The organism is Streptomyces manipurensis (assembly GCF_049570255.1).
Taxonomy (GTDB): Bacteria; Actinomycetota; Actinomycetes; order Streptomycetales; family Streptomycetaceae; genus Streptomyces; species Streptomyces manipurensis.
Genome location: NZ_CP186950.1, coordinates 5,184,094 through 5,208,578, shown reverse-complemented (window position 1 = coordinate 5,208,578; position 24,485 = coordinate 5,184,094). Strand labels below are relative to the sequence as shown.

Here is a 24,485-nt window from a genome sequence, read left to right as displayed (position 1 = left end):
ACGACGAGGAAGTCCGTGACGAAGCAGGTGACCCGGCCCCCGGCGCCGCGCGGGATGATCGGCTCCGCCGGAGCCCGTGGGGCACCGCCGGGAACGCCGCAGGGGGCGGCGGCCCGGGAGTCGGGGCGCCGCCCCCTGCGGGGCGTACGGGTACCGTGCGGTCAGCCGGCGAGCTTGGCCAGGGCCGCGTCGATGCGGGCCAGCGAGCGCTCCTTGCCCAGGATCTCCAGGGACTCGAAGAGCGGCAGGCCGACCGTGCGGCCGGTGACGGCGACGCGGACGGGGGCCTGGGCCTTGCCGAGCTTGAGGCCGTGGGCCTCGCCGGCGGTCAGGACGGCCTGCTTGAGGGACTCGGGGTCCGACCAGTCGGCGCCGGCCAGCTTCTCGCGGGCGGTGGTCAGCAGGGCCGCCGGCTCGCCCTTCATCGCCTTGTCCCAGGAGGCCTGGTCCTCGACGGGCTCCTTGCGGAACAGGAAGTCGACGTTCGCGGTGATCTCCGACAGGACGCCGACGCGGGTCTGGGCGTACGGCGCGATGCGCTCCCAGGCCTCGGCGTCGAAGTCCTCGGGGGCCCAGTTGGCGTGCGGGGCCTGCAGCCACGGGGCGCAGCGGTCCGCGAAGACCTTCGGGTCGAGCAGGCGGATGTGGTCGCCGTTGATCGACTCGGCCTTCTTCAGGTCGAAGCGCGCCGGGTTGGCGTTCACGCCGTCGATGTCGAACTTCTGGACCATCTCCTCGATCGAGAAGACGTCCTGGTCCTTGGAGAAGGACCAGCCGAGGAGCGAGAGGTAGTTCAGCAGGCCCTCGGGCAGGAAGCCGCGCTCGCGGTACAGGTTGAGGGAGGCCTCGGGGTCGCGCTTGGAGAGCTTCTTGTTGCCCTCGCCCATCACGTACGGCAGGTGGCCGAAAGCGGGGGTGCTCTTGGCGACGCCCAGCTCGATCAGTGCCTTGTACAGGGCGATCTGGCGGGGGGTGGAGGAGAGGAGGTCCTCGCCGCGCAGGACGTGGGTGATCTCCATCAGCGCGTCGTCCACCGGGTTGACCAGCGTGTACAGCGGGGCGCCGTTGGCCCGGACGATGCCGAAGTCCGGCACGTTGTCCGGGGTGAAGGTCAGCTCGCCGCGGACCAGGTCCGTGAAGGTGATGGGCTCGTCGGGCATCCGGAAGCGGACGATCGCGGGGCGGCCCTCGCCCTGGTACGCCTCGACCTGCGCGGGGGTGAGCTCGCGGCAGTGGCCGTCGTAGCCGGAGGGCTTGCCGGCGGCACGGGCGGCGGCGCGACGGGCGTCCAGCTCCTCCGTGGAGCAGTAGCAGTGGTAGGCGTGGCCGCCGTCCAGCAGCTGCCGCGCGACGTCCCGGTAGATGTCCATGCGCTCGGACTGCCGGTAGGGGGCGTGCGGGCCGCCGACCTCGGGGCCCTCGTCCCAGGTGAAGCCCAGCCAGCGCAGCGAGTCCAGCAGCTGGTCGTAGGACTCCTCGGAGTCGCGGGCCGCGTCGGTGTCCTCGATGCGGAAGACGAACGTGCCGCCGTGGTGGCGCGCGAACGCCCAGTTGAACAGGGCGGTGCGGACCAGGCCCACGTGGGGGTTGCCGGTCGGGGAGGGACAGAAACGTACGCGGACAGGTCCGTTAACCACGCTTGATCACCTTGTTGGTGAGAGTGCCGATGCCTTCGATGGTGACGGCGACCTCGTCGCCGACGTTGAGGGGGCCGACTCCGGCCGGGGTCCCCGTGAGGATGACGTCGCCCGGAAGCAGCGTCATGGCCTCGGTGATGTGGACGACCAGGTCCTCGACGGAGCGGACCATGTCGCTGGTGCGGCCCAGCTGGCGCTGCTCGCCGTTGACCGTGCACTGGACGGTCAGGTCGGCCGGGTCCAGGTCGGTCTCGATCCAGGGGCCGAGGGGGCAGGAGCTGTCGAAGCCCTTGGCCCGGGCCCACTGCTTCTCACGCTGCTGGACGTCGCGGGCGGTGACGTCGTTGGCGCAGGTGTAGCCGAGGATCACGTCCTTGACGCGCTCCCGGGGGACCTCGCGGCACATGCGGCCGATCACCACGGCGAGCTCCGCCTCGTGGTGGAGGTCCTGGGAGAAGGAGGGGTAGGTGATCGGGTCACCCGGGCCGACCACGGAGGTGGAGGGCTTGAAGAAGGTGATCGGGACGTCCGGGACCTCGTTGCCGAGCTCCGCCGCGTGCTCCGCGTAGTTGCGGCCGATGGCCACGACCTTGTTCGGGAGCACGGGCGGGAGCAGCCGGACCTTGCTCAGCGGGACCTTCGTGCCCGAGAGCTCGAAGTCCGCGAACGGGATGCCCTTGATGATGTCGAGCACGAGCGACGCTTCGTTGCCGGGGGCGGCGTCGCCCTCGACCGCGCCGAACGCGACATTGCCGTCGATCGAGAACCTGGCGATGCGCACGTGTTGCGTCTGCCCCTCTGTTTCCGGATGCCTGGAGTCTGCGGTCCCAGGCTAACGCGGCGGGCAGCGGCGCTTCGCTCTCCGTGCGGGGCGGGCTACTGCGCGGCGGCGACCGGTGCGTCCATGAGGACGGTGCGACGCGGGTTGGCGGTCTGCGTCGGCAGCTCGACGACGTGCTCCGGGGTGGCCGGGGCCGCCTGCAGGTCCTCCGCGTCCTTGAGGTGCGCGAGGGTGGTGCGGCGGGGGTTGGCTATGTTGCGGAACATCGTCGTGGTCTTCATGGAAGTTCGGGGTCCTCGGTTCGGTCTGGGGGTGTCGGTCGGCGCCCGCGCGTGCCCGTGCGCCAACCCTTCAAGGGGCAAGGCTAAACATCTGAATCCCCTCGCGAACCGGGAAGTAATGGCCATGGGTATGTGAGTTTGCTCACCCGCGACCAGACATTTACGCCATAACGGACAGTCAATTCCGCGCACCGAAACGGACATTGCGCCACTGAATCATCCATTCCGCTCCTGATCATCGCGACTGGGACACCTTGCCAGCCACGCTGTTTGGATGGCGTAAGTCCGGTTTCACCCGAATGCGGTCACACATCGCGTAGCGCGTTGATCACGACCGGTGACCGACTCTCCGGGCCGACACGCGCACCTTGTTGGAGATCCGCCACTGTGCTGGAATTCGCGGGACCGCCGCGGGACCGAGTCCGGCGCGCAGGTGGCGCGAAACCGCGCCGAGCGCGGCGGAAGGAAAGGAAGACGCGCCGGTCACCGACGACCACCATGGGGCCGAAAGCGCCCCACGACTCGACACCGTCCCACCGGTCGCCCGGAGGGACGCCTGGTCCAGAGGTTGCGACGCTAGTGCAGGGACGATTCAAGAGGGATGGCAGCGCTGCGGCAGAGCAGGAGCCGCGCGCCGGGACCGACCGTGGCTCCTCGCCCCAGCACGCCCAGAACCGCGGGCCGGCTGTCGAAGGCGCAGGCCCCGACACCTCCGCCGCAGCGGTGAAGGCGAAGGGCCGCGGTAAGTCCATCAAGCCGAAGGCCAAGGCCAAGGCCGGGTCGACCGAACCGGACACGGCGATACCGAAGGCCCCCAGTGGGCCCGGGTCCCGCCTGGCGATGCAGAACTGGCGCATCAGCACGCGACTGGTGTCGCTGCTGACCCTGCCGGTCGTCGCCGCCACCACGCTCGGTGGCTTCCGTATCAACGACTCGCTCAACGACATCGCGCAGCTCGAGCACATGCAGCTGCTGACGACGATGACGCGCCAGGCCACCAACCTGGCCGCCATGCTCCAGGAGGAGCGCGACCTCTCCGCGGGTCCGCTGACCATCTCCCAGGGCAAGACGACCAGCAGTGTCGAGAGCGCCCGCCAGCAGACCGACACCGCCGCCAAGGCCTTCGCCGCCGCGACCGACCGGGTCGACAGCACGGGCGAGAAGGACGACACCCTCAAGTCGATCCGCAACAACGTGCTGCAGATCGGCCGCCAGCTGACGAACATCGACACGATCCGCCAGAAGGCGTACGTCAACGGCGCCCAGCAGACCGTCAGCGAGTACAACGGTCTGATCGTCTCGCTGCTCTCGCTCTCGCAGGACATGGCGCAGGCCACCTCGAACCCTGAGATGATCAAGCGCACGCGCGCCCTGGCGGCCTTCTCCGCCGCCAAGGAGTACGCCTCCATCCAGCGCGCGATCATCGCCGCCTCGCTCCCCGACACCGCGGAGAAGCAGGGCTCGCTCAAGGAGAACGACCGGCTCTACGCCCTCTCCGCCCAGAAGGGCGAGCAGCAGGCGAAGACCACCTTCGAGCTCGTCTACCAGGGCCGCACCGAGGAGCTGCTCGCCGGCCTCGGCGACAGCAACTCCGAGATCTCCACCGCCGACCACTACGCACGCCGCGTGCTGGCCAGCCAGGACGCCTTCCTGCGCGAGAAGAACCGGTCCTGGCTGGACTGGTACGACGCGGACGGCACCAAGCTCCAGGCGATGAAGGTCATCGAGCTGACCCTGCTCGAGGAGATGGAGCAGAAGGCCCGTGAGCTGAAGAACGAGGCCCAGCAGGACGCCATCATCAACGGTGCCCTGATCCTCCTCGTCCTCGGCGTCTCCCTCGTCGGCGCGTTCGTCATGGCCCGCTCGATGATCCGCTCCCTGCGCCGCCTGCAGGACACCGCGACGCGCGTCGCCCAGGACCGTCTGCCCGAGCTCGTCAAGCAGCTCTCCGAGTCCGACCCGCAGGACGTGGACACGTCCGTGGAGTCGGTCGGCGTGCACACCCGCGACGAGATCGGCCAGGTGGCCGCGGCCTTCGACGACGTGCACCGCGAGGCCGTCCGCCTCGCCGCCGAGCAGGCCCTCCTGCGGGGCAACGTCAACGCGATGTTCACCAACCTCTCGCGCCGCTCCCAGGGCCTCATCCAGCGTCAGCTCTCGCTCATCTCCGAACTGGAGTCGCGCGAGGCCGACCCGGACCAGCTGTCCTCCCTCTTCAAGCTCGACCACCTCGCGACCCGCATGCGCCGTAACGGCGAAAACCTCCTCGTCCTCGCGGGCGAGGAGCCGGGCCGCCGGTGGACCCGCCCCGTCCCGCTCGTCGACGTGCTCCGCGCCGCCGCGTCCGAGGTGGAGCAGTACGAGCGCGTCGAGCTGGCCTCGGTGCCCGGCACCGACGTCGCCGGCCGCGTGGTCAACGACCTCGTGCACGTGCTCGCCGAGCTGCTGGAGAACGCCACCTCGTTCTCCTCCCCGCAGACCAAGGTCAAGGTCACCGGTCACGCGCTGCCCGACGGCCGCGTGCTCGTCGAGATCCACGACACCGGCATCGGTCTCTCCCCGGAGGACCTCGCCGCGATCAACGAGCGGCTCGCGTCGCCGCCCACCGTGGACGTCTCCGTCTCCCGCCGCATGGGTCTGTTCGTGGTCGGCCGCCTGTCCCTGCGACACGGCATCCGCATCCAGCTGCGCCCGTCCGACTCGGGCGGTACGACGGCCCTCGTCATGCTGCCGGTGGACGTCGCCCAGGGCGGCAAGAAGCCGGGCCCGATGCCGGGTCAGGGCGGCGGCCAGAGCGGTGCCCAGGGCGCTCCCGGCCAGCAGGCCTCCGTGCCCGGAGCCGGCGCCCGCCCGTCCGTGGGCTCGGGCCCCCAGCGCGGTCAGGTCGGCGGTGGCGGTCAACGTGCCGCGCTGCCCGGCCGGGACGGCGCGGGCCAGCGTCCCCAGGGCGGACGGCCGCAGGGCGGTCCCGGTGCTCCGGGTGCTCCGGGTGCTCCCGGGGCGCGTCCGCAGCAGGGTGGTCCGACCACCGCGGGCCAGGGCCAGGGTGCCTTCGGCTCCGGTGCTCCGCTGCCGACCCGCGGTCCGGTCCCGAGCGTCGGTTTCGGCGGCGGCCCGCAGGCCCGTCCCGCGTCCGGCCCGGGCGGCTTCCCGCAGGGCAACGGCTTCGAGCGCCCGCAGCAGCCGCAGCAGCAGCCCCAGGCACAGCCCCAGCAGGCCCAGCAGGCCCAGCAGCAGCCGGTGCCCCCGGCGGCTCCGGCCCCGGGCGGCTCCCGTCCGCAGCTGCCGCCGCGCGGCGGTGCGCCCCGCCCCGAGCTGGCCGGCCCGCAGACCACCAGCTGGGGTTCGGACCAGGCCCGCGGACACGACGAGCTCTCGGGCCCCGGCTCGACGGCCGAGTTCGCCCGCCCGGACTTCAACGCCCCGATGCCGCAGGCCGACCCGCTGGGCAGCACGACCGGCCAGTTCGAGCGCCCGGACGTACGCGGTCCGGTCGACGCCTCCGGCACCGGCCAGTTCGAGCGCCCGGGCTACCAGCCCCAGCGTCCGGGCGGCCCCGGTGTCGGCGGCTTCGCCCGCCAGCCCCAGGCCCCGCAGCAGCCCCAGGACCCGCAGGCGGGCGGCTACGCGCCGGTGCCGCCGGCGCGTCCCGAGACGCCGCGGCTGCCGCAGGCGCACCGCCCGGAGGCCCTGCCCCCGGCGCCGAGCGCCGGCGACACCCGCAGCCCGATCTTCGACACGCTGGAGTCGAACTGGTTCCGCGAGGAGGGACAGCCGCAGCCCGGCTCCCCGGCGCCGGCCGTTCCCCAGCAGCCGCAGCAGTCCGCTCCCGCGGCTCCGCCTCCGCAGCAGCACCAGCTGCCGCAGCGGGGCCAGGAGCAGGCGGCCGAGCCGGCCCAGACGACGACCGGCGCCATGCCGACCGTCAGCTGGAAGTCCTCGCCGAACGACGAGCTGATGCGCCAGGCCGAGCGCGTGCGCCAGCCCGCCGCCGGCGGCATCACGACGTCGGGGCTGCCCCGCCGGGTCCCGCGGGCGAACCTCGTGGCCGGCACCGCGCAGCAGCAGGCCGACGCCCAGGCCGGTCCGCAGGTCTCGCGGGCGCCGGACGACGTCCGCGGCCGTCTGACCAACCTCCGACGCGGTATCCAGCAGGGTCGTCAGGCCGGCAACAACGGCCAGGCGACCGGCAGCTACCACATCGACCCCACTTACCAGCAGGAGCGATAGTTGAGTTCGATGAGCCAGGCGGCACAGAACCTGAACTGGTTGATCACCAACTTCGTGGACAACACCCCCGGGGTGTCTCACACGGTGGTGGTCTCCGCCGACGGCCTTCTTCTGGCGATGTCCGACGGATTCCCGCGCGACCGCGCCGATCAGCTGGCGGCCGTGGCCTCCGGACTGACCTCGCTGACCGCCGGTGCCTCCCGGATCTTCGAGGGCGGCGCCGTCAACCAGACCGTGGTCGAGATGGACCGGGGATTCCTCTTCCTCATGTCCGTCTCCGACGGATCCTCGCTGGCCGTACTCGCGCACCCGGAGTGCGACATCGGCCTCGTGGGCTACGAGATGGCTCTTCTGGTGGATCGCGCGGGCAGTGTCCTCACCCCGGACCTGCGCGCCGAACTGCAGGGAAGCCTGCTCGGCTGACTTCCCCTCTCCCGGTCGGACGGTACTACCGGCCGGGAGACCGGGGCCCCGCCCCGGAATCCAGTACCACCGCCAGGCCGTCATACCGTTCCCCCCACCGGCCGCCCCGTCAGACGGCACGCTGACCACTGCTGTCCAGCCCGGAGGATCCATGACCCCGCCCCCCGCCTATCCCGATGCGTACGGAGATTCGTACTCGGAAGGCGACCAGCCGCTGGTGCGTCCCTACGCGATGACCGGCGGCCGGACCCGGCCCCGCTACCAGCTCGCCATAGAGGCGCTGGTCAGCACCACCGCCGATCCGATGCACCTGTCCGGCCTGCTCCCGGAGCACCAGCGCATCTGCACCCTGTGCCGCGAGGTCAAGTCGGTCGCCGAGGTCTCGGCGCTGCTGTCCATGCCGCTGGGCGTCGCCCGGATCCTCGTCGCCGACCTGGCGGAGGCCGGCATGGTGGCGATCCACCAGCCCGGCAACGGAGAGGCCGGCGGCACGCCGGATGTAACGCTGCTCGAAAGGGTGCTCAGTGGCCTTCGGAACATCTAGCGAAGCGGCTCCCCGCTCCACGACCTCGGCGAAGATCGTGGTGGCGGGCGGCTTCGGCGTGGGCAAGACCACGTTCGTCGGAGCCGTGTCCGAGATCAACCCGCTGCGCACCGAAGCCGTCATGACGTCCGCCAGCGCGGGCATCGACGACCTCACCCACACCGGTGACAAGACGACCACCACGGTCGCCATGGACTTCGGCCGCATCACCCTCGACCAGGACCTGATCCTCTACCTCTTCGGCACCCCCGGACAGGACCGCTTCTGGTTCATGTGGGACGACCTCGTCCGCGGCGCCATCGGCGCCGTCGTCCTCGTCGACACCCGCCGCCTCGCCGACTGCTTCCCCGCCGTCGACTACTTCGAGAACAGCGGACTCCCCTTCGTCATCGCCCTCAACGGCTTCGACGGACACCAGCCCTACACGGCGGACGAGGTGCGCGAGGCCCTCCAGATCGGTCCCGGCGCACCGATCATCACCACCGACGCCCGCCACCGCGCGGACGCCAAGAGCGCACTCATCACGCTCGTCGAGCACGCCCTCATGGCGCGGCTCAAGTAGGAACGGCTCCAGGAGCCGGACGTGAGGGGCGGGTTGTGTCCTACGACACGGCCCGCCCCCGTGTCGTTCATAACGTTTCGACAGAGAATTGAAGCCGTTTCGCGACAGGGAGCGTTCGTCCGGTGCCACAGCGCTCACAACTGCCCCGGTTTTTGCCGCAGGACGCTCTTTATGTCCGATTTATGTGAGGCATAAGTCTCTGGGAATGGCAGATTTCAACTGTTTGGAACACGGCCGTTAACCGTGCTGGAATTCAACGAACTAGCTAGTAGCACCGCCGAGAGGTTGTTGGTCGAGTGAGGCGAAGCAACTCAAGCCCCGCGGATGAACCCGCGCGCGGCAACTTCACCCCGCCGCCGCGAGCGGCCGCGTCGCCCGCCGACGTGCCCGTGGAACCGTCGGAGAGCCGCGGGAGCAGCAGCAGGTTCTCCCCGCGCAACTGGCGTGTGCCGACCCGCCTGAACGCCATCCTCCTCGTCCCGGCCCTCGTGGGCCTGGTCATGGGCGGCTTCCAGGTGAAGGGGTCCGTCGACACGTGGAACGAGGCCAAGGACGCCGAGCAGATAGCCCGGGTCGTCCAGGCCGCCTCGGAATACAGCCAGGCACTGCTCAACGAGCGTGACCTCACGGCCGAGCCGCTCCTGAACGGCCAGACCAAGGACGACCGCGTCACCAAGGCCTACGCGGACACCACCGCGGCCAAGGAGAAGTTCGACAAGGTCGTCCAGGACATCCCCAAGAACCAGGGCCTGGAGCGGCGTCTGGAGCTCTTCCGCGCGGAGGAGCCCAAGCTGAAGGACGTCCGCGAGAAGGCGTACCTGGCGGCGGCCGAGACCCCGAAGAAGAACCTCCCCACCTCGGCGGGTCCCATCCCGACCGAAGAGGGCTACGTGCTGGTCCAGCACTACCTCATGCAGTTCGCCAACGAGCTCGGTCTCGGCACCGGCAACGTGACCTCGTACGGCCGCATGGTCTACGCCGTCCAGCTGGCCAAGGCGGCGAACTCGCTGCAGCGCTCGGTCGGCACCCACCTGCTGGTGCGTCCGAGCACGGACGAGAACATCCGCAAGGCCCAGCTCGTCGCCTTCTCCTCCTACGCCTACCTCGAGGAAATCGCCATCGGCGAGTACGTCGCGGCGGGGACCGAGGAGGACGTGAACCGCCTCAAGACGGTCATGGGCAAGAAGTCCGACGAGGGCAAGGCCAAGCTCGCCGAGGCCAAGCACCAGGCCGAGCAGGCCGGCACCAAGTTCGTGCCGCCGCCGGCCCCCGGCGGCAACCCGCTGGTCGGCATGACCGAGGCGATCGCCAGCGGCGAGAGCAGGACCAAGCTCGCCCAGAACGGCACCAACCCGGTCTTCTGGCAGGCCGCCGCCACCGCCAAGTTCGACGGCTACGACGAGATCGAGAAGGAACTCCTCGACAAGGCCGTCAACGACGCGGTGGCCGTCTCCGACGACGCCCGCACCGACGCGATCGTCAACGGCGCCATCGTGGTCGTGGCCCTGCTCGCCGCGTTCATCCTGGCCGGCATGATGGCCCGCCAGATGGGCCGCGCGATGCGCCGCCTGCGCACCGCCGCCTTCGACATCGCCGAGCAGCGCCTGCCGATGCTGGTCGACCAGCTCTCGCGCACCGACCCGGGCAAGGTGGACACCCGTGTCCTGCCGATCCCGATCGACTCCCGGGACGAGATCGGCGAGGTCGCGCGCGCCTTCGACCAGGTCCACCGCGAAGCGGTGCGGCTCGCGGCCGAGCAGGCGCTCCTGCGAGGGAACGTCAACGCGATCTTCACCAACCTCTCCATGCGCAACCAGTCGCTGATCGAGGGCCAGCTGACCCTCATCACCGACCTGGAGAACAACGAGGCCGACCCGGACCAGCTGGAGAACCTCTTCCGCCTGGACCACCTGGCCACCCGCATGCGCCGCAACGGCGAGAACCTCCTCATCCTCGCCGGTGAGGAGCCGGGCCGCCGCTGGGACCAGCCGGTGCCGCTGGTGGACGTGCTGCGCGCCGCCTCCTCCGAGGTGGAGCAGTACGAGCGCATCGAGCTCTCCGGCGTCTCGGAGGCCGAGATCCACGGCCAGGCCGTGACCGACCTCGTGCACCTGCTCGCCGAGCTGCTGGAGAACGCCACCACGTTCTCCTCCCCGCAGACCAAGGTCCGGGTCAACGCCACGCGTCTGCCCGACGGCCGCGTGATGGTCGAGATCCACGACAAGGGCATCGGCCTCACCGCCGAGGACTTCGCGGACATCAACCACAAGCTCGCCAACCCGCCGACCGTGGACGCCGCGATCTCGCAGCGCATGGGTCTGTTCGTGGTCGGCCGGCTGGCGGACCGCCACAACATCCGCGTCCAGCTGCGCCCCTCGGGCGAGGCGGCCGGCACCACGTCGCTCATCATGCTCCCGGACGCCATCACCCACGGTGGCGGTGGCGAGGGGATCCCGGACGACGACTTCACCGTCTCCCAGATCATCCCGGAGCAGAAGACCCAGCAGGCCGCCCCGATGCGGACGGCCGCCGAGCTCGGCTTCGACGACTCGCGCTACGAGCAGGGCGGCGAGACCCGCGCCATCGACCCGGTCGGCCGCTCGCTGGGCCGCGAGGAACGCCGTGCCGCGCTGGAGGCGCAGGTCGGCTACCCGCAGGAGCAGCAGCAGTACGGCGAGTCCCCTGCACAGGGCTATCCGGAACCCCAGCCTGAGCACGGCTACCAGCCGTACCAGGGCTATGACCAGCAGTCCGAGCAGGGTTACGACCCGAACTACGACGGACAGCGGGCACAGCAGGGCTACGAGGCGTACCCGCAGCAGGACTACGGCTATACGGAAGACGGCTATCCGGACCAGCAGCAGACCGCCCAGGGCTACGACGCGGGCTACGAATCCGCCTCCGAGCAGGACGACTGGCCGGAGCAGAACACTTATCCGGCTGCCTACCAGCAGAGCTACGGGACCGAATCGGAATCCCCGGCCGTACCCGAACCGGCCTCGGACCGCGTAGGCTTCGACCGTCCGGGCGCCGCTGCCGACACCGGTCACGAAATGACCGGAGCGGGCCTGCCGCGACGCGGCAGCCAGCAGCAGTGGCAGCCGGCACAGCAGGAAGCGGAGTCCCCCGGGTCCCTCTTCGAGCAGCGGCCGCAGCGTTCGCGCCAGGCCACCGCCCCGGAGCAGGACCAGGACGGCGGTGCGGACTGGCGCTCGGGCAACGACGAGCGCTGGCAGCAGGCCGCCAAACTCCGTGAGCCGAAGGCGGGCGGGGTCACCTCGTCCGGTCTCCCTCGGCGAGTGCCCAAGGCCAACCTGGTCGAGGGCGCGGCGGAGACGACCCCGCAGGGCGGCCCCCAGGTCTCCCGCGCTCCGGAGGACGTCCGCGGCAGGTTGAGCAACCTGCGGCGCGGTGTCCAGCAGGGACGCAGCGCGGGTACTGAGCAGTCAAGTAACAGCTATGACCAGGAGCGTTAGTGTGAGCCCGATGAGCCAGGCGGCACAGAACCTGAACTGGTTGATCACCAACTTCGTGGACAACACCCCCGGGGTGTCTCACACGGTGGTGGTCTCCGCCGACGGCCTTCTTCTGGCGATGTCCGACGGATTCCCGCGCGACCGCGCCGATCAGCTGGCGGCCGTGGCCTCCGGACTGACCTCGCTGACCGCCGGTGCCTCCCGGATCTTCGAGGGCGGCGCCGTCAACCAGACCGTGGTCGAGATGGACCGGGGATTCCTCTTCCTCATGTCCGTCTCCGACGGATCCTCGCTGGCCGTACTCGCGCACCCGGAGTGCGACATCGGCCTCGTGGGCTACGAGATGGCTCTTCTGGTGGATCGCGCGGGCAGTGTCCTCACCCCGGACCTGCGCGCCGAACTGCAGGGAAGCCTTCTCAACTAGCAAACAAGCAGTGCGTTTCGCGCCATCGCACCGTAGGGTGCGGTGGCGCGGTTCCACAGGGAGTACTGCGTACTTGGAGTCGGAGGAGGAGACGTGACAACACCCGGAGGTCATCCTTATGGCGGCGCGCAGCAGCCGCAGGGTGGGCACGACCAGAACCGCTTCAACTTCCCCTCCGCCCCCAGCCGGCCCGTGCCGGAGCAGAACCCCTACCAGCACCAGCAGTACGGACAGCCCCAGCAGCCGCAGATGCCTGCGCAGCCGCCGCGTGCGGCCCGGCAGCCGGCGCCGAAGGCCCACAACCCGCTGGTGCGCCCGTACGCGATGACCGGCGGCCGTACCCGGCCGCGCTACCAGCTCGCCATCGAGGCGCTGGTCAGTACCACGGCGGATCCCGCGCGTCTGCAAGGGCAGTTGCCCGAGCACCAGCGGATCTGCCGCCTGTGCCAGGAGATCAAATCCGTTGCGGAGATCTCGGCACTCCTCTCCATTCCTCTTGGTGTCGCCCGCATTCTCGTCGCCGACCTGGCGGAGGCGGGCCTTGTCGCCATTCACCAGCCCGGCGGCGACGAGTCTGCCGGTGGCCAGCCAGACGTGACACTGCTCGAAAGGGTGCTCAGTGGACTTCGCAAGCTCTAACGGCGGAGCGGCTCCCCGCTCCACCACCTCCGCGAAGATCGTGGTGGCGGGCGGCTTCGGCGTGGGCAAGACCACGTTCGTCGGAGCCGTGTCCGAGATCAACCCGCTGCGCACCGAAGCCGTCATGACGTCCGCCAGCGCGGGCATCGACGACCTCACCCACACCGGTGACAAGACGACCACCACGGTCGCCATGGACTTCGGCCGCATCACCCTCGACCAGGACCTGATCCTCTACCTCTTCGGCACCCCCGGACAGGACCGCTTCTGGTTCATGTGGGACGACCTCGTCCGCGGCGCCATCGGCGCCGTCGTCCTCGTCGACACCCGCCGCCTCGCCGACTGCTTCCCCGCCGTCGACTACTTCGAGAACAGCGGACTCCCCTTCGTCATCGCCCTCAACGGCTTCGACGGACACCAGCCCTACACGCCGGAGGAGGTGCGCGAGGCCCTCCAGATCGGCCCTGACGCACCGATCATCACCACCGACGCCCGCCACCGCGCGGACGCCAAGAGCGCACTCATCACGCTCGTCGAGCACGCCCTCATGGCGCGCCTGCGGTAAGGGCTCTCCGCCGTACGCAAGGCCCCCGCGTCTCCCTGTGGCGCGGGGGCCTTCGGCGTGCCCGGCGGGCGCCCGGCCGGGCGGTGGTACGCGGAAGGCCCCGCACCCTGAGGGGTGCGGGGCCTTCGAGGCGTGGTGCTCAGCCCTGCCAGCTGTGCGGGGCGCGGAAGCCGGGGGTGCGCTCCAGGCGGCGCCAGCCGGCCTGGCGCGGCACGCGGACGGCGGCCGCGTCGGGGGTGGCGGCGGCGCGGGCGAGGAGGAGCGCGGTGATCGCGGCGAGCTCCTCGGGGGCGGCGTTGCCCTTTTCGACGCGCAGCAGGGTGTCGGTGGCGTGGGTCATGGGGTGGCAGGTCTCCTTCGCGGTCACTGCGGCGGGTTGCCGTGCTTGCGGGACGGCAGGTCGGCGTGCTTGTTGCGGAGCATGGCGAGGGCGCTGACGAGGACCTCGCGGGTCTCGGCGGGGTCGATGACGTCGTCGACGAGGCCGCGCTCGGCCGCGTAGTACGGGTGCATCAGCTCGGCCTTGTACTCCTTGACCATGCGTGTGCGCATGGCCTCGGGGTCCTCGGCGTCCGCGATCTGCTTGCGGAAGATGACGTTGGCCGCGCCCTCGGCGCCCATGACGGCGATCTCGTTGGTGGGCCAGGCGTAGGTGAGGTCGGCGCCGATGGACTGGGAGTCCATGACGATGTAGGCGCCGCCGTAGGCCTTGCGCAGGATCAGGGAGATCCGCGGGACGGTGGCGTTGCAGTACGCGTACAGCAGCTTGGCGCCGTGGCGGATGATGCCGCCGTGCTCCTGGTCGACGCCCGGCAGGAAGCCGGGGACGTCCAGCAGGGTGATGATCGGGATGTTGAAGGCGTCGCACATCTGGACGAAGCGCGCGGACTTCTCGGAGGCCTCGATGTCGAGGACGCCGGCGAGGTGGGCGGGCTGGTTGGCGACGATGCCGACGACCTGTCCGTCCATGCGGGCCAGGGCGCAGATGATGTTGCGGGCCCAGCGCTCGTGGATCTCCAGGACGTCGCCGTCGTCGACGAGCTCCTCGATGACCTTGTGCATGTCGTAGGGGCGGTTGCCGTCCGCGGGCACCAGGTCGAGCAGGACGTCCGAGCGGCGGTCGGCGGGGTCGCTCGTCTCGTGGACGGGCGGGTTCTCGCGGTTGTTCGAGGGGAGCATCGAGATGAGGTAGCGGACCTCGGAGATGCAGGTCTCCTCGTCGTCGTACGCGAAGTGCGCGACGCCGGAGGTCTCGGCGTGGACGTCCGCGCCGCCGAGGCCGTTCTGGGTGATCTCCTCGCCGGTCACCGCGCGGACCACGTCCGGGCCGGTGATGAACATCTGCGAGGTGTCGCGGACCATGAAGACGAAGTCCGTCAGCGCCGGGGAGTACGCGGCGCCGCCGGCGCAGGGGCCCAGCATGACGGAGATCTGCGGGATGACGCCGGAGGCCTTGGTGTTGCGCTGGAAGATGCCGCCGTAGCCGGCGAGGGCGGAGACGCCCTCCTGGATGCGGGCGCCGGCGCCGTCGTTGAGGGAGACCAGCGGGGCACCGGCCGCGATGGCCATGTCCATGATCTTGTGGATCTTCGTGGCGTGGGCCTCGCCGAGGGCGCCGCCGAAGATGCGGAAGTCGTGCGCGTAGACGAAGACCGTCCGGCCCTCGACGGTGCCCCAGCCGGTGATGACACCGTCGGTGTAGGGCTTCTTGGCCTCCAGGCCGAAGCCGGTCGCCCGGTGCCGGCGCAGCTGCTCGACCTCCTTGAAGGACCCTTCGTCCAGCAGCAGCGCGATGCGCTCGCGGGCGGTCAGCTTGCCCTTCGCGTGCTGGGCCTCGGTCGCACGGTCGCTCGGGCCGCGCCGCGCCTGCTCGCGGAGGGAGTGCAGCTCGGCCACGCGCCCGCGGGCGTCCGTCGGCTCGCTCTGGGTCTGGTCCACAACGGTCATGTACCGACCTTACGAAGATCGTGATGAAAAACCTCCGTTCATTCCGCACAGTCTCGGGAGTCTTCCGCTGTCCGGCCCGCACAGAACAGCCCTGGGAATTAAGGACTCCGCCAGATGGGGCCATCGCCGTTTGTAGGACCTTCACAGAAACCACCGACACCGCGAGAGGTGGTTGAAATTTGAACGGAATCGCTCTACTGTCTCTGGTGTCGAAGTCGTTGAACCTTCAACAGACTCGCACTCCCCCCGCACGGAACACACTCCCCAGGAGCAAGCCATGGGCCTCTTCAACCGCCGCAGCCAGGAGAACACCGCCGCCGTCGCCACCCTGGAGGTGGACCCGGCCCTCGCCGCCCTCACCGGCGACTACGTCATCGACCCGGCGCACAGCAGCATCGGCTTCACCGTCCGGCACGCCATGGTCACCAACGTGCGCGGCTCGTTCGCCGACCACGAGGGCACCCTCCGCCTGGACGGCTCGGACCCCTCCCGCTCCACCGCCTCCATCGACGTGAAGATCGCCTCCGTCGACACCGGGATCGCCGACCGGGACGGCCACCTGCGCAGCGGCGACTTCTTCGACGCCGAGACCTTCCCGCTGATGACCTTCCGCTCCACCGGGGCGGCGTTCCTGGGCGGGGACACCTACCGGATCACCGGCGACCTCACGATCAAGGACGTCACCCGGCCGCTCTCCATCGACCTGGAGTTCAACGGCTCCGCTACCGACCCCTACGGCAACCAGCGCGTCGGCTTCGAGGGCGGCACCGACATCCTGCGCTCGGACTGGGGCCTGACCTGGAACGCGGCGCTGGAGACCGGTGGCGTCGTGGTCAGCGACAAGGTCAAGCTGACCTTCGACATCTCCGCCATCAAGCAGGCCTGACCCGCCCGCCCACGGCACGGGGACGGCCCGGCCCGGCGACGCCGGGCCCGGGGCCCCTCCCCGTACGGCGGCCGGTCGGCGGGGCCGGTCCTAGAAGCCCCCGCCGCCGAAGTCTCCGCCCCCGAAGTCACCGCCGCCGAAGCCCCCGCCCCCGAAGTCGCCACCGCCGAAGTCGGACGGGTTGTAGTCGGCCCCGGAGACGTCACCGCCCTCGAAGCCCGCACCCGCTCCCCCGCCGAAGTCCGCCGCGTAGGCGGGGGTGGACATCATCGAGCCGAGCATGGTGCCCATGAGCAGGCCCGGCAGGATGCCGCCGCCGAAGTAGCCCCCCGCCCAGGGTCCGTACGCCGGGCCCGCGTCGTAGTACGGCCTCGGCCCCGTGGCGGTGTCGACCGTGCGGACGGCCGGGTCCAGGCCCTCCCGCAGCCGCACGGCGTCGGCCGTGCACACCGGTACGGTCCGGGTGGCCCCGCCCGGCGGGGCCCACTCCGCGTCCTCGGTGCTCGGCCCGTGCCGCGGGTCGAAGAAGCAGGGCGCCCTGCGCTCGGGCACCGGCTCCCGCTGACGGCGCGCGTCCAGGCACGCCAGGGCGTACCGCCCGTCCTCCAGCGCCTGGGTCACGCCCTTGACCTCTTCCGGGTACCGGACCGAGGCCATGATCTGCTTGGCCTTCTCGTACGAGTCGAGCCCCTGCTCGTAGTCCCCGCGCATGGCGTCGTCGGCACCCGGCTCGCCGGGGTGGAAGTCCAGGCGCTCCAGCTCCTCGCCGAAGGCCGTGATGTCCTCGTCGACGACCACCCGGAGCCGCTCGACGGCCTCGCGCCGGGTCTCCTCCTTCTTCCGCCGGTTGCGGCGGACCAGCGCGTAGGCGCCGCCGCCACCGATCGCCGCCACCGCGCCGAGGGTGATCAGCCCGCCCACCGGTACGCCGGCGTCGGCGCCGGTGGTGCCCCAGGAGGCGGGGGCCGCGCCCCGGGTCTGCGGCAGGGCCTGGTCCACGAAGTTGTTCAGCTGGGTGCTCGCGTCCACCGGGCCCCCGGTCTTCACGGCCTCGCTGAGGTTGCGCACGGCGTTGGCCGGCATGACCGCACGGTCGGCGCGCGCGTCGAAGCCGTCCCCGAGGCGGATCGCGTAGAGCCCCGTGATGCCCGTCTCGGCGCGGACGGCGCTGAGCACCCGGTCCGCCGGGAACTCTGCGGTGGCCGGGAGCACGGCCACGAAGACCGGCTTGCCGGCGTCCTTGATCTTCTGCGCGAGCGCGTCGGCCTCGGCCTTCGGCAGCTGGTCCGCGGCCCGCGGATCCACGTACACCGGACCGTCCTTGAGGGCCTCGGCCACGGCGGCGACGCCGGTGGCGGCCGTCGCCTGCGGGGCGGCCGCCAGCGCGGTCGCGGACAGGGCCAGCAGCAGGCCGGACAACAGGGCTCCACAGCGCACGGATATCAGCCTGGTCCTCATACGGACGACGCTACCCGAACGCGGACTTTCCCGTGTGAGCAGGACATAAGGACCCCACCGGGCGGGCGGCCCGGCGGGGTCCTCGTCCGCCGGCTACTCGGCCGGTTCGACGCCCGCGTGCAGGAGGCCGTAGGTGAAGGCGTCCTCGAGGGCCTGCCAGGACGCGGCGATGACGTTCGGCGCCACACCGACCGTCGACCACTCGCGCACGCCGTCCGTCGTGGCCACCAGCACGCGGGTCGTGGACTCCGTGCCGTGCGTGCCCTCCAGGATGCGGACCTTGTAGTCGACCAGCTCGAACTTGGCCAGCTGCGGGTAGAAGCGCTCCAGGGCCACCCGCAGGGCCCGGTCCAGCGCGTTGACGGGGCCGTTGCCCTCGGCCGTGGCGACGATCCGCTCCCCCTTGGCCCACAGCTTCACCGTGGCCTCGTTGGCGTGGGTGCCGTCCGGGCGGTCCTCGACGATCGCCCGCCAGGACTCGACGCGGAAGTACTTGCGGGCCCGGCCCTCGGCCTCCGCCCGCAGCAGCAGCTCGAAGGAGGCGTCGGCCGCCTCGTACGTGTAGCCCTGGAGCTCGCGCTCCTTGACCCGCTCGACCACCCGGGCGATCAGGGCGCGGTCCCCTCCGAGCTCGACGCCGAGCTCCCTGCCCTTGAGCTCGATGGAGGCGCGTCCGGCCATGTCGGAGACCAGCATGCGCATGGTGTTGCCGACCCGCTCGGGGTCGATGTGCTGGTAGAGGTCCGGGTCGACCTTGATCGCCGAGGCGTGCAGGCCGGCCTTGTGCGCGAAGGCGGAGACGCCGACGTACGGCTGGTGCGTGGAGGGGGTGAGGTTCACGACCTCGGCGATGGCGTGCGAGATGCGGGTCATCTCGGCGAGGGCGCCCGCGGGGAGGACCGTGCGCCCGTACTTGATCTCCAGCGCGGCGACGACGGGGAAGAGGTTGGCGTTGCCGACGCGTTCGCCGTAGCCGTTGGCGGTGCACTGGACGTGGGTGGCGCCGGCGTCCACGGCGGCCAGGGTGTTGGCGACGGCGCAGCCGGTGTCGTCCTGGGCGTGGATGCCGAGGCGGGCGCCGGTGTCGGCGAGGACGGTGGCGACGGTCGCGGAGATCTGGGCGGGCAGCATGCCGCCGTTGGTGTCGCAGAGGATGACGACGTCGGCGCCCGCCTCGTGGGCGGTGCGTACGACGGACTTCGCGTACTCGGCGTTGGCACGGTAGCCGTCGAAGAAGTGCTCGCAGTCGACGAACACCCGGCGGCCCTGGGCGACCAGGTGGGAGACGGTGTCGCGGACCATGTCCAGGTTCTCGTCCAGGGTGGTGCGCAGGGCGAGTTCGACGTGCCGGTCGTGGGACTTGGCGACGAGCGTGATCACGGGGGCGCCGGACTCCAGCAGGGCCCGCACCTGCGGGTCCTGGTCGGCCGAACCGCCCGCCCGGCGCGTCGCGCCGAAGGCGACCAGCCGGGCGTTCTTGAAGTCGATCTCGGTGCGGGCACGGGCGAAGAACTCCGTGTCCCGGGGGTTGGCACCCGGCCAGCCGCCCTCGATGAACCCCACTCCGAAGTCGTCCAGGTGGCGGGCGATCGTCAGCTTGTCGGCGACCGTGAGGTTGATGCCCTCGCGCTGGGCGCCGTCGCGCAGGGTGGTGTCGAAGACGTGGAAGCAGTCGTCCAGGCCCCCGGACAGCGCGGGCGCCGCCTCTGGTGTCGTCGTCATGCTGATCTGACTCCTGTCGGATGAGTGGTTCCGGGTTCCCGGGGGGGGCCACTGCCCCCATCATCGCGCGCAGGCCGCTCCCGGCAGGGATGGGCCGGGAAACGAAAAAACCTCTCGCGGGTAGCGAGAGGTCTGCGCGCGGGTCCGAGGCACGGTGGCCGCGTCCGCGAAGTTCTTCCACGGTTCAGCGGCCACTGGGGACCGGCGCGCTGCTGGCGATAATCATGAGCTGAGCAGGCACGCTCGCAGTGTGCCACACCGTCCGGCGCGGATGGACAGCAATCTCAGCATGCGGGCACCCACGTACGGGGCCTACGGCCGCGGGGCGGCGGGGGTGAGCGCGTCGGCCAGGAACTCGTGGACGTGGACGAGGATCGCCGTCCGGTCCAGGGTGGGCAGGCCCACCGCGAGCTGGATGCTGAACCCGTCGAGCAGTGCCCGGATGCGGGTGGCCACCCGCTCGGCGTCCACGGGGCGCAGCTCCCCCCGCGAGATGCCCTCGGCGAGCAGGGCCACCAGGTCGCGGTGCCAGGCGCCCTCGATGGCGGCCTGCCGTTCGCGCTCCTGCGGGCCGGCGTTCTGCGAACGGTTCCAGACCTCCAGCCACAGCGTCCAGTGCGGGTCCCGGGGCCGCGTCGGCACGTACAGGTCCACGTACGCGCGCAGGCGCTCGGCGACGGGTCCGCGGCGGGACAGCAGGGCGCGGCGCTCGCCGCCCAGGGCCGCCTCGCTCCACTCCAGCGTCTGCAGCAGCAGTTCGTCCTTGCTGCGGAAGTAGTAGAGGAGGTGGCCGCTGCTCATGCCGACCTCGCGGCCGAGGCCGGCCATGGTCAGCCCTTCGAGGCCGCGTTCGGCGATCGTGGCCATGGCGGCGGCGAGGACGTCCTCGCGCGGGGGCGCGTTCCTGCGCGCCGCCCGTACCGGTGCTCCGCCCGCCGCCATGGTCACTCCTTCGTGTGGTCGCCGGAGGTCAGACCTTCGGCTGCTGCTGGGTGATGCAGTGGATGCCGCCGCCCCCGGCGAAAATCGTACGTGCGTCGACGAGGGTCACGGTCCGCTCGGGGAAGAGCCCGCGGAAGATCTCGGCGGCCTCCTCGTCACGCGGGTCGTCGAAGGCGCACAGCACCACGCCGCCGTTGCAGAGGTAGTGGTTGATGTAGGAGTAGTCGACCCACTCGCCGTCCTCCTCCAGCACGGTGGGCGCCGGGACCTCGACGACCTCCAGCTGCCGGCCGCGGGCGTCGGTGGAGGCGCGCAGGATGGCCGCGATGGTCTTGCAGCGCTCGTGGTCCGGGTGGGAGGGGTCGGGCTGGGTGTGCACCAGGACGACGCCGGGGCGGGCGAAGGCGGCGACGATGTCGACGTGGCCCTGGGTGCCGTAGGTGCCGTAGTCGCCGGCGAGGCCGTACGGCAGCCAGATGGCCTTGGTGGTGCCGAGGTGCGCGTGGATCTCCGCCTCGACCTGCTCGCGGGTCCAGTCGGGGTTGCGGCCCTTGCCCAGCTGCACGGTGTCGGTGAGCAGGACGGTGCCCTCGCCGTCGACGTGGATGGCGCCGCCCTCGTTGACCAGCGGGGTGCTGTAGGTGCGGGTGCCGGCCAGCTCGGACACCTGCCGGGCGATCTTCGAGTCGTGGTCCCAGCGGGCCCATTCCTGGGCGCCCCAGCCGTTGAAGGTCCAGTCGACGGCGGCCAGCTCGCCCGCGTCGTTGGTGACGAAGGTCGGGCCGATGTCCCGCATCCAGGCGTCGTCGAGCTCGCGCTCCACGAGGTCGACGTCCTCGCCGACGACGGCGCGGGCGCTCTCGGCGTCGCCCGGGGAGACCACGAGGGTCACGGGTTCGTACGCGCGGACCGCGCGGGCGACCGCACCCCAGGCCTCGCGGGCCGCGGCGAGCTCCCGCTCGTCGGTGAAGGTCGGATTGGGGCTCGGCCACGCCATCCAGGTGCGCTCGTGGGGCGTCCACTCGGCGGGCATCCGGAAGCCTGCGGCGACCGGCTTGGCGGGCTGTGTGGCAGTCATGGCAGCAAGGTCCTTAGGGGCTGTGCCGGCCGTACGGAGGCACGGGTGGTCGGGGGGACCGGCTCGGGCCGTGGTCCCGCCGGGAGGCCGGCCGCACGCCGATCCACCACCTCATGGGCCGGAGACTTAGAGCATCACTCTAACTCTTCGTTTCCTCGCCGGGAACCATTGACCCGGCAGCAAGGCTTGAGTCACATTGAGTGTCGCTCAAATCAATGGGCGCCCCACCCCCCGCCCTGCCAAGGGAGTCCCCCATGCCCATCGAACAGCGCGGAGTCGACACCGTTCCCGAGGAGGAGCGGACGAGCGGGCCCCGTGACCTGATGTCGATCCTGCTCGGCTCCAACCTCTGCCTCGGCGTGATCGTCTTCGGCTGGCTGCCCCCGTCCTTCGGACTGGGTCTGTGGCCCTCGGTCACCGCCATCGTGACCGGCACGTTCGTCGGCATCGCCTTCACCGCGCCGCTCGCCCTCGTCTCCCTGCGCACCGCGACGAACCTCTCGACCTCCAGCGGCGCCCAGTTCGGCGTGCGCGGCCGGCTCGTCGGTTCGGTGGTGGGCCTGCTGCTCTCGCTGGGCTACACCGCCCTCACCCTGTGGATCGGCGGCGACGTGATGGCCGGGACGCTCTCCCGGCTCGTGGGACTCCCGGACACCGGGGCAACCCGGGCGGTGATGTACGGCCTGCTCGCCGCCTGCACGGTGGTCGCGTCCGTCTTCGGCTACCGGCTGCTGCTGCGCATGAGCAAGTTCCTGTCGATCGCCATGGTGGCCCTGCTGGCCCTGGGCGTCGTCGCCTACGCCCCGGACTTCACCAGCGCCGCCCCGCCCGACACGGCGTACCTGCTCGGCTCCTTCTGGCCCACCTGGCTGTTCGCCGCCGTGGCCGCCGGCCTCAGTGGGCCCGTCGCCTTCATCACCCTGCTCGGCGACTACACCCGCTACATCTCCCCGAGCCGCCACGGCTCGCGCAAGGTGCTCGCGGCCACCGCGCTCGGCCTCGCGGTCGGCCTGCTCGTGCCCCAGCTCTTCGGCACCTGGACGGCCCTGGCGGCCCGGGCCGGCGCCGACTACGCCGGGCCGCTGGTCGCGGCAGCGCCGTTCTGGTACCTCGTACCGCTGCTGCTCGCCGCCGCGGCCGGCTCGGTGGGCAACGCCGGCCTGATGCTCTACTCGATGGGCCTGGACCTCGACGCGATCGTCCCGCGAGCGACGCGCACCACGGCCACCCTGGTGGCGGCGGGCGCCGCCACCGCCTTCGTCTTCGTCGGCTCCTTCGAGTGGGACGTCCAGTCCGCCATGACCTCCTTCGTCCTGCTGCTCACCGCCATCGGCGCCCCCTGGGCGGTGATCACCCTCATCGGCTACGCGCGCTGCCGCGGGGTCTACGACGCCGACGCGCTCCAGGTGTTCAACCGCCGCGCGGTGGGCGGGATCTACTGGTACCGCTCCGGCTGGAACATCGCCGCCACCGTCTCCTGGGCGATCGGCGCCGCCGTCGGCCTGCTCGCCGTGAGCACCCCCTTCTACGAGGGCCCGCTGCTCTCGCTGACCGGCGGGGTGGACTGCTCCTTCGTCCTGTCCGGCCTGACCGGCGGGCTCGTCTACGCCGCGTTCACCGCCCGCCGCGCTCCCGCTCCGGCCCCGGCGACCGCCGCCGCCGAGGAGCCCGCGGCCGCCTGAGTCCTCCCGTACGCGGACGGGCCCGCGCCCCGGGGAGATCCGGGGTGCGGGCCCGTGGCCGTACGCGGGTGGCGGCTAGCCGAGCGGGTGCATCCAGCCGTGGGTGTCGGCGCTGCGGCCGGTCTGGAGCTCCAGCAGGGCCTTGCGCAGGCGCATGGTGACCTCGCCGGGCTCGCCGTCGCCCTGGGTCCAGTTCGCGCCCTTGGACTTGACCGACCCGACCGGGGTGATGACGGCGGCGGTGCCGCACGCGAACACCTCGGTGAGCGTGCCGTTGGCGTTGTCGCGCTCCCAGTCCTCGGTGGTCAGGCGCCCCTCCTCCGCGGTGTAGCCCAGGTCCCGGGCGATGGTGAGGAGGGAGTCGCGGGTGATGCCGGGCAGGAGCGAGCCGGTGAGCTCGGGAGTGACGATGCGGTCCCCGTACACGAAGTACAGGTTCATCCCGCCCATCTCCTCGATCCAGCGGTGCTCGACGGCGTCGAGCCAGACCACCTGGTCGCAGCCGTGCGAGGCGGCCTCGGCCTGCGCGACCAGCGAAGCCGCGTAGTTGCCGCCCGTCTTGGCCGCGCCGGTGCCGCCCTTGACCGCGCGGACGTAGTCCTCGGAGAGCCAGACGGAGACGGGCTTGACGCCGCCGGGGAAGTAGGCGCCGGCGGGCGAGGCGATGACCATGAAGAGGAACTCGTTGGCCGGACGCACGCCGAGACCGACCTCGGAGGCGAACATGAACGGCCGCAGGTAGAGGGAGGACTCGCCGGAGTCCGGCACCCAGGCGCGGTCCTGCTTGATGAGGGCGTCACAGGCGTCGATGAACAGCTCGACGGGCAGCTCGGGCATCGCCATGCGGCGCGCCGAGGCCTGGAAGCGCTCCGCGTTGGCCTCGGGGCGGAAGGTGGCGACGGTACCGTCGGGCTGGCGGTAGGCCTTGAGCCCCTCGAAGATCGTCTGCGCGTAGTGCAGGGTCATGTTCGCAGGGTCCATCGAGAGCGGCGCGTACGGGACCAGCTCGGCGTCGTGCCAGCCGCGGCCCTCGGTCCACTTGATCGTCACCATGTGGTCGGTGAAGTGGCGGCCGAAGCCGGGGCTGGCCAGGATCGCCTCGCGCTCCGCGTCGGACAGCGGGTTCGAGGAGGGCTTGAGCTCGATCGTGGGCGTCGTCATGAGTGCTTGTCCTTCACCGGTTGTGTATGGCGGACCGCGCTCACGGC

The 24,485-nt window shown here is 71.1% G+C and carries 20 protein-coding genes; 10 read left to right on the top strand and 10 right to left on the bottom strand.

What is annotated here, in order from left to right; all coding sequences use genetic code 11:
• Positions 1 to 161: 161 nt before the first annotated feature.
• From gltX to ACPU2J_RS24160, 3 genes are all read right to left on the bottom strand, one after another.
• Positions 162 to 1,637, bottom strand: a complete 1,476-nt coding sequence (gene gltX, locus ACPU2J_RS24170) for a glutamate--tRNA ligase (protein WP_420079497.1) — start codon at positions 1,635 to 1,637, stop codon at positions 162 to 164.
• Positions 1,630 to 2,418, bottom strand: coding sequence for a fumarylacetoacetate hydrolase family protein (locus ACPU2J_RS24165; RefSeq protein WP_361604084.1), 789 nt, complete (start codon positions 2,416 to 2,418; stop codon positions 1,630 to 1,632). The genes gltX and ACPU2J_RS24165 overlap by 8 nt, the downstream gene beginning before the upstream one ends.
• A gap of 95 nt (positions 2,419 to 2,513) precedes the next feature.
• Positions 2,514 to 2,699: a hypothetical protein gene (locus ACPU2J_RS24160; protein ID WP_361604087.1), complete on the bottom strand. Its 186-nt coding sequence runs from the start codon at positions 2,697 to 2,699 to the stop codon at positions 2,514 to 2,516.
• 579 nt (positions 2,700 to 3,278) lie between these two features.
• Between ACPU2J_RS24160 and ACPU2J_RS24155 the strand changes: the two genes are divergently transcribed.
• From ACPU2J_RS24155 to ACPU2J_RS24120, 8 genes are all read left to right on the top strand, one after another.
• Complete coding sequence (locus tag ACPU2J_RS24155) at positions 3,279 to 6,929, top strand: nitrate- and nitrite sensing domain-containing protein (RefSeq protein WP_423833969.1); 3,651 nt, start codon at positions 3,279 to 3,281, stop codon at positions 6,927 to 6,929.
• A gap of 9 nt (positions 6,930 to 6,938) precedes the next feature.
• Positions 6,939 to 7,352, top strand: a complete 414-nt coding sequence (locus tag ACPU2J_RS24150; RefSeq protein ID WP_030846990.1) for a roadblock/LC7 domain-containing protein — start codon at positions 6,939 to 6,941, stop codon at positions 7,350 to 7,352.
• A gap of 151 nt (positions 7,353 to 7,503) precedes the next feature.
• Positions 7,504 to 7,896: a DUF742 domain-containing protein gene (locus ACPU2J_RS24145; RefSeq protein ID WP_030037344.1), complete on the top strand. Its 393-nt coding sequence runs from the start codon at positions 7,504 to 7,506 to the stop codon at positions 7,894 to 7,896.
• Positions 7,877 to 8,458 (top strand): GTP-binding protein, encoded by a 582-nt coding sequence (locus tag ACPU2J_RS24140; RefSeq protein ID WP_389068789.1) that lies wholly within the window; start codon positions 7,877 to 7,879, stop codon positions 8,456 to 8,458. Before ACPU2J_RS24145 ends, ACPU2J_RS24140 begins: the two co-directional genes overlap by 20 nt.
• Before the next feature lie 296 nt (positions 8,459 to 8,754).
• Positions 8,755 to 11,934: a sensor histidine kinase gene (locus ACPU2J_RS24135; RefSeq protein ID WP_420079499.1), complete on the top strand. Its 3,180-nt coding sequence runs from the start codon at positions 8,755 to 8,757 to the stop codon at positions 11,932 to 11,934.
• A gap of 10 nt (positions 11,935 to 11,944) precedes the next feature.
• Positions 11,945 to 12,358: a roadblock/LC7 domain-containing protein gene (locus tag ACPU2J_RS24130; RefSeq protein WP_030037347.1), complete on the top strand. Its 414-nt coding sequence runs from the start codon at positions 11,945 to 11,947 to the stop codon at positions 12,356 to 12,358.
• A gap of 93 nt (positions 12,359 to 12,451) precedes the next feature.
• On the top strand, positions 12,452 to 12,997 hold the full coding sequence (locus tag ACPU2J_RS24125; protein ID WP_365141855.1) for a DUF742 domain-containing protein: 546 nt from the start codon (positions 12,452 to 12,454) through the stop codon (positions 12,995 to 12,997).
• Entirely contained in the window at positions 12,978 to 13,562 is a 585-nt protein-coding gene (locus ACPU2J_RS24120; RefSeq protein WP_007266770.1) for a GTP-binding protein, read from the top strand. Before ACPU2J_RS24125 ends, ACPU2J_RS24120 begins: the two co-directional genes overlap by 20 nt.
• Positions 13,563 to 13,701: 139 nt before the next feature.
• Here the strand turns inward: ACPU2J_RS24120 and ACPU2J_RS24115 are convergent, their stop codons facing one another.
• A complete protein-coding gene (locus tag ACPU2J_RS24115) occupies positions 13,702 to 13,902 on the bottom strand; it encodes an acyl-CoA carboxylase epsilon subunit (protein WP_361594873.1) in 201 nt (66 codons plus the stop codon).
• A 23-nt stretch (positions 13,903 to 13,925) separates the two neighbouring features.
• Positions 13,926 to 15,509 (bottom strand): acyl-CoA carboxylase subunit beta, encoded by a 1,584-nt coding sequence (locus ACPU2J_RS24110; RefSeq protein ID WP_361594875.1) that lies wholly within the window; start codon positions 15,507 to 15,509, stop codon positions 13,926 to 13,928.
• Positions 15,510 to 15,786: 277 nt separating this feature from the next.
• Here ACPU2J_RS24110 and ACPU2J_RS24105 point away from each other — a divergent pair, with 277 nt between their 5' ends.
• Positions 15,787 to 16,395: a YceI family protein gene (locus ACPU2J_RS24105; RefSeq protein ID WP_361594877.1), complete on the top strand. Its 609-nt coding sequence runs from the start codon at positions 15,787 to 15,789 to the stop codon at positions 16,393 to 16,395.
• Positions 16,396 to 16,485: 90 nt separating this feature from the next.
• On the opposite strand, the gene ACPU2J_RS24100 is transcribed toward ACPU2J_RS24105, so the two are convergent.
• The 4 genes from ACPU2J_RS24100 to ACPU2J_RS24085 all read right to left on the bottom strand — a co-directional run bounded on the left by ACPU2J_RS24100 (position 16,486) and on the right by ACPU2J_RS24085 (position 21,595).
• Complete coding sequence (locus tag ACPU2J_RS24100; RefSeq protein ID WP_420079501.1) at positions 16,486 to 17,853, bottom strand: hypothetical protein; 1,368 nt, start codon at positions 17,851 to 17,853, stop codon at positions 16,486 to 16,488.
• Positions 17,854 to 17,946: 93 nt separating this feature from the next.
• Positions 17,947 to 19,575, bottom strand: coding sequence for a citramalate synthase (cimA, locus tag ACPU2J_RS24095; RefSeq protein WP_361594881.1), 1,629 nt, complete (start codon positions 19,573 to 19,575; stop codon positions 17,947 to 17,949).
• Between the two features lie 312 nt (positions 19,576 to 19,887).
• Positions 19,888 to 20,517, bottom strand: a complete 630-nt coding sequence (locus tag ACPU2J_RS24090) for a TetR/AcrR family transcriptional regulator (protein ID WP_423833967.1) — start codon at positions 20,515 to 20,517, stop codon at positions 19,888 to 19,890.
• 28 nt (positions 20,518 to 20,545) lie between these two features.
• Positions 20,546 to 21,595, bottom strand: a complete 1,050-nt coding sequence (locus tag ACPU2J_RS24085; RefSeq protein WP_365079855.1) for an agmatine deiminase family protein — start codon at positions 21,593 to 21,595, stop codon at positions 20,546 to 20,548.
• A gap of 254 nt (positions 21,596 to 21,849) precedes the next feature.
• Between ACPU2J_RS24085 and ACPU2J_RS24080 the strand changes: the two genes are divergently transcribed.
• Positions 21,850 to 23,277, top strand: a complete 1,428-nt coding sequence (locus tag ACPU2J_RS24080) for a cytosine permease (protein WP_420079503.1) — start codon at positions 21,850 to 21,852, stop codon at positions 23,275 to 23,277.
• A 75-nt stretch (positions 23,278 to 23,352) separates the two neighbouring features.
• Here the strand turns inward: ACPU2J_RS24080 and ACPU2J_RS24075 are convergent, their stop codons facing one another.
• Complete coding sequence (locus tag ACPU2J_RS24075) at positions 23,353 to 24,438, bottom strand: branched-chain amino acid aminotransferase (protein WP_365497022.1); 1,086 nt, start codon at positions 24,436 to 24,438, stop codon at positions 23,353 to 23,355.
• Between the last annotated feature and the right edge of the window lie 47 nt (positions 24,439 to 24,485).

Bases quoted from the DNA above. Each gene is read 5' to 3' on its own strand.
- ACPU2J_RS24160 (WP_361604087.1), bottom strand. From the start codon at position 2,699: ATGAAGACCACGACGATGTTCCGCAACATAGCCAACCCCCGCCGCACC.
- ACPU2J_RS24150 (WP_030846990.1), top strand. From the start codon at position 6,939: ATGAGCCAGGCGGCACAGAACCTGAACTGGTTGATCACCAACTTCGTG.
- ACPU2J_RS24145 (WP_030037344.1), top strand. From the start codon at position 7,504: ATGACCCCGCCCCCCGCCTATCCCGATGCGTACGGAGATTCGTACTCG.
- ACPU2J_RS24130 (WP_030037347.1), top strand. From the start codon at position 11,945: ATGAGCCAGGCGGCACAGAACCTGAACTGGTTGATCACCAACTTCGTG.
- ACPU2J_RS24115 (WP_361594873.1), bottom strand. From the start codon at position 13,902: ATGACCCACGCCACCGACACCCTGCTGCGCGTCGAAAAGGGCAACGCC.
- ACPU2J_RS24110 (WP_361594875.1), bottom strand. From the start codon at position 15,509: ATGACCGTTGTGGACCAGACCCAGAGCGAGCCGACGGACGCCCGCGGG.
- ACPU2J_RS24105 (WP_361594877.1), top strand. From the start codon at position 15,787: ATGGGCCTCTTCAACCGCCGCAGCCAGGAGAACACCGCCGCCGTCGCC.
- ACPU2J_RS24100 (WP_420079501.1), bottom strand. From the start codon at position 17,853: ATGAGGACCAGGCTGATATCCGTGCGCTGTGGAGCCCTGTTGTCCGGC.
- cimA (WP_361594881.1), bottom strand. From the start codon at position 19,575: ATGACGACGACACCAGAGGCGGCGCCCGCGCTGTCCGGGGGCCTGGAC.
- ACPU2J_RS24090 (WP_423833967.1), bottom strand. From the start codon at position 20,517: ATGGCGGCGGGCGGAGCACCGGTACGGGCGGCGCGCAGGAACGCGCCC.
- ACPU2J_RS24085 (WP_365079855.1), bottom strand. From the start codon at position 21,595: ATGACTGCCACACAGCCCGCCAAGCCGGTCGCCGCAGGCTTCCGGATG.
- ACPU2J_RS24080 (WP_420079503.1), top strand. From the start codon at position 21,850: ATGCCCATCGAACAGCGCGGAGTCGACACCGTTCCCGAGGAGGAGCGG.
- ACPU2J_RS24075 (WP_365497022.1), bottom strand. From the start codon at position 24,438: ATGACGACGCCCACGATCGAGCTCAAGCCCTCCTCGAACCCGCTGTCC.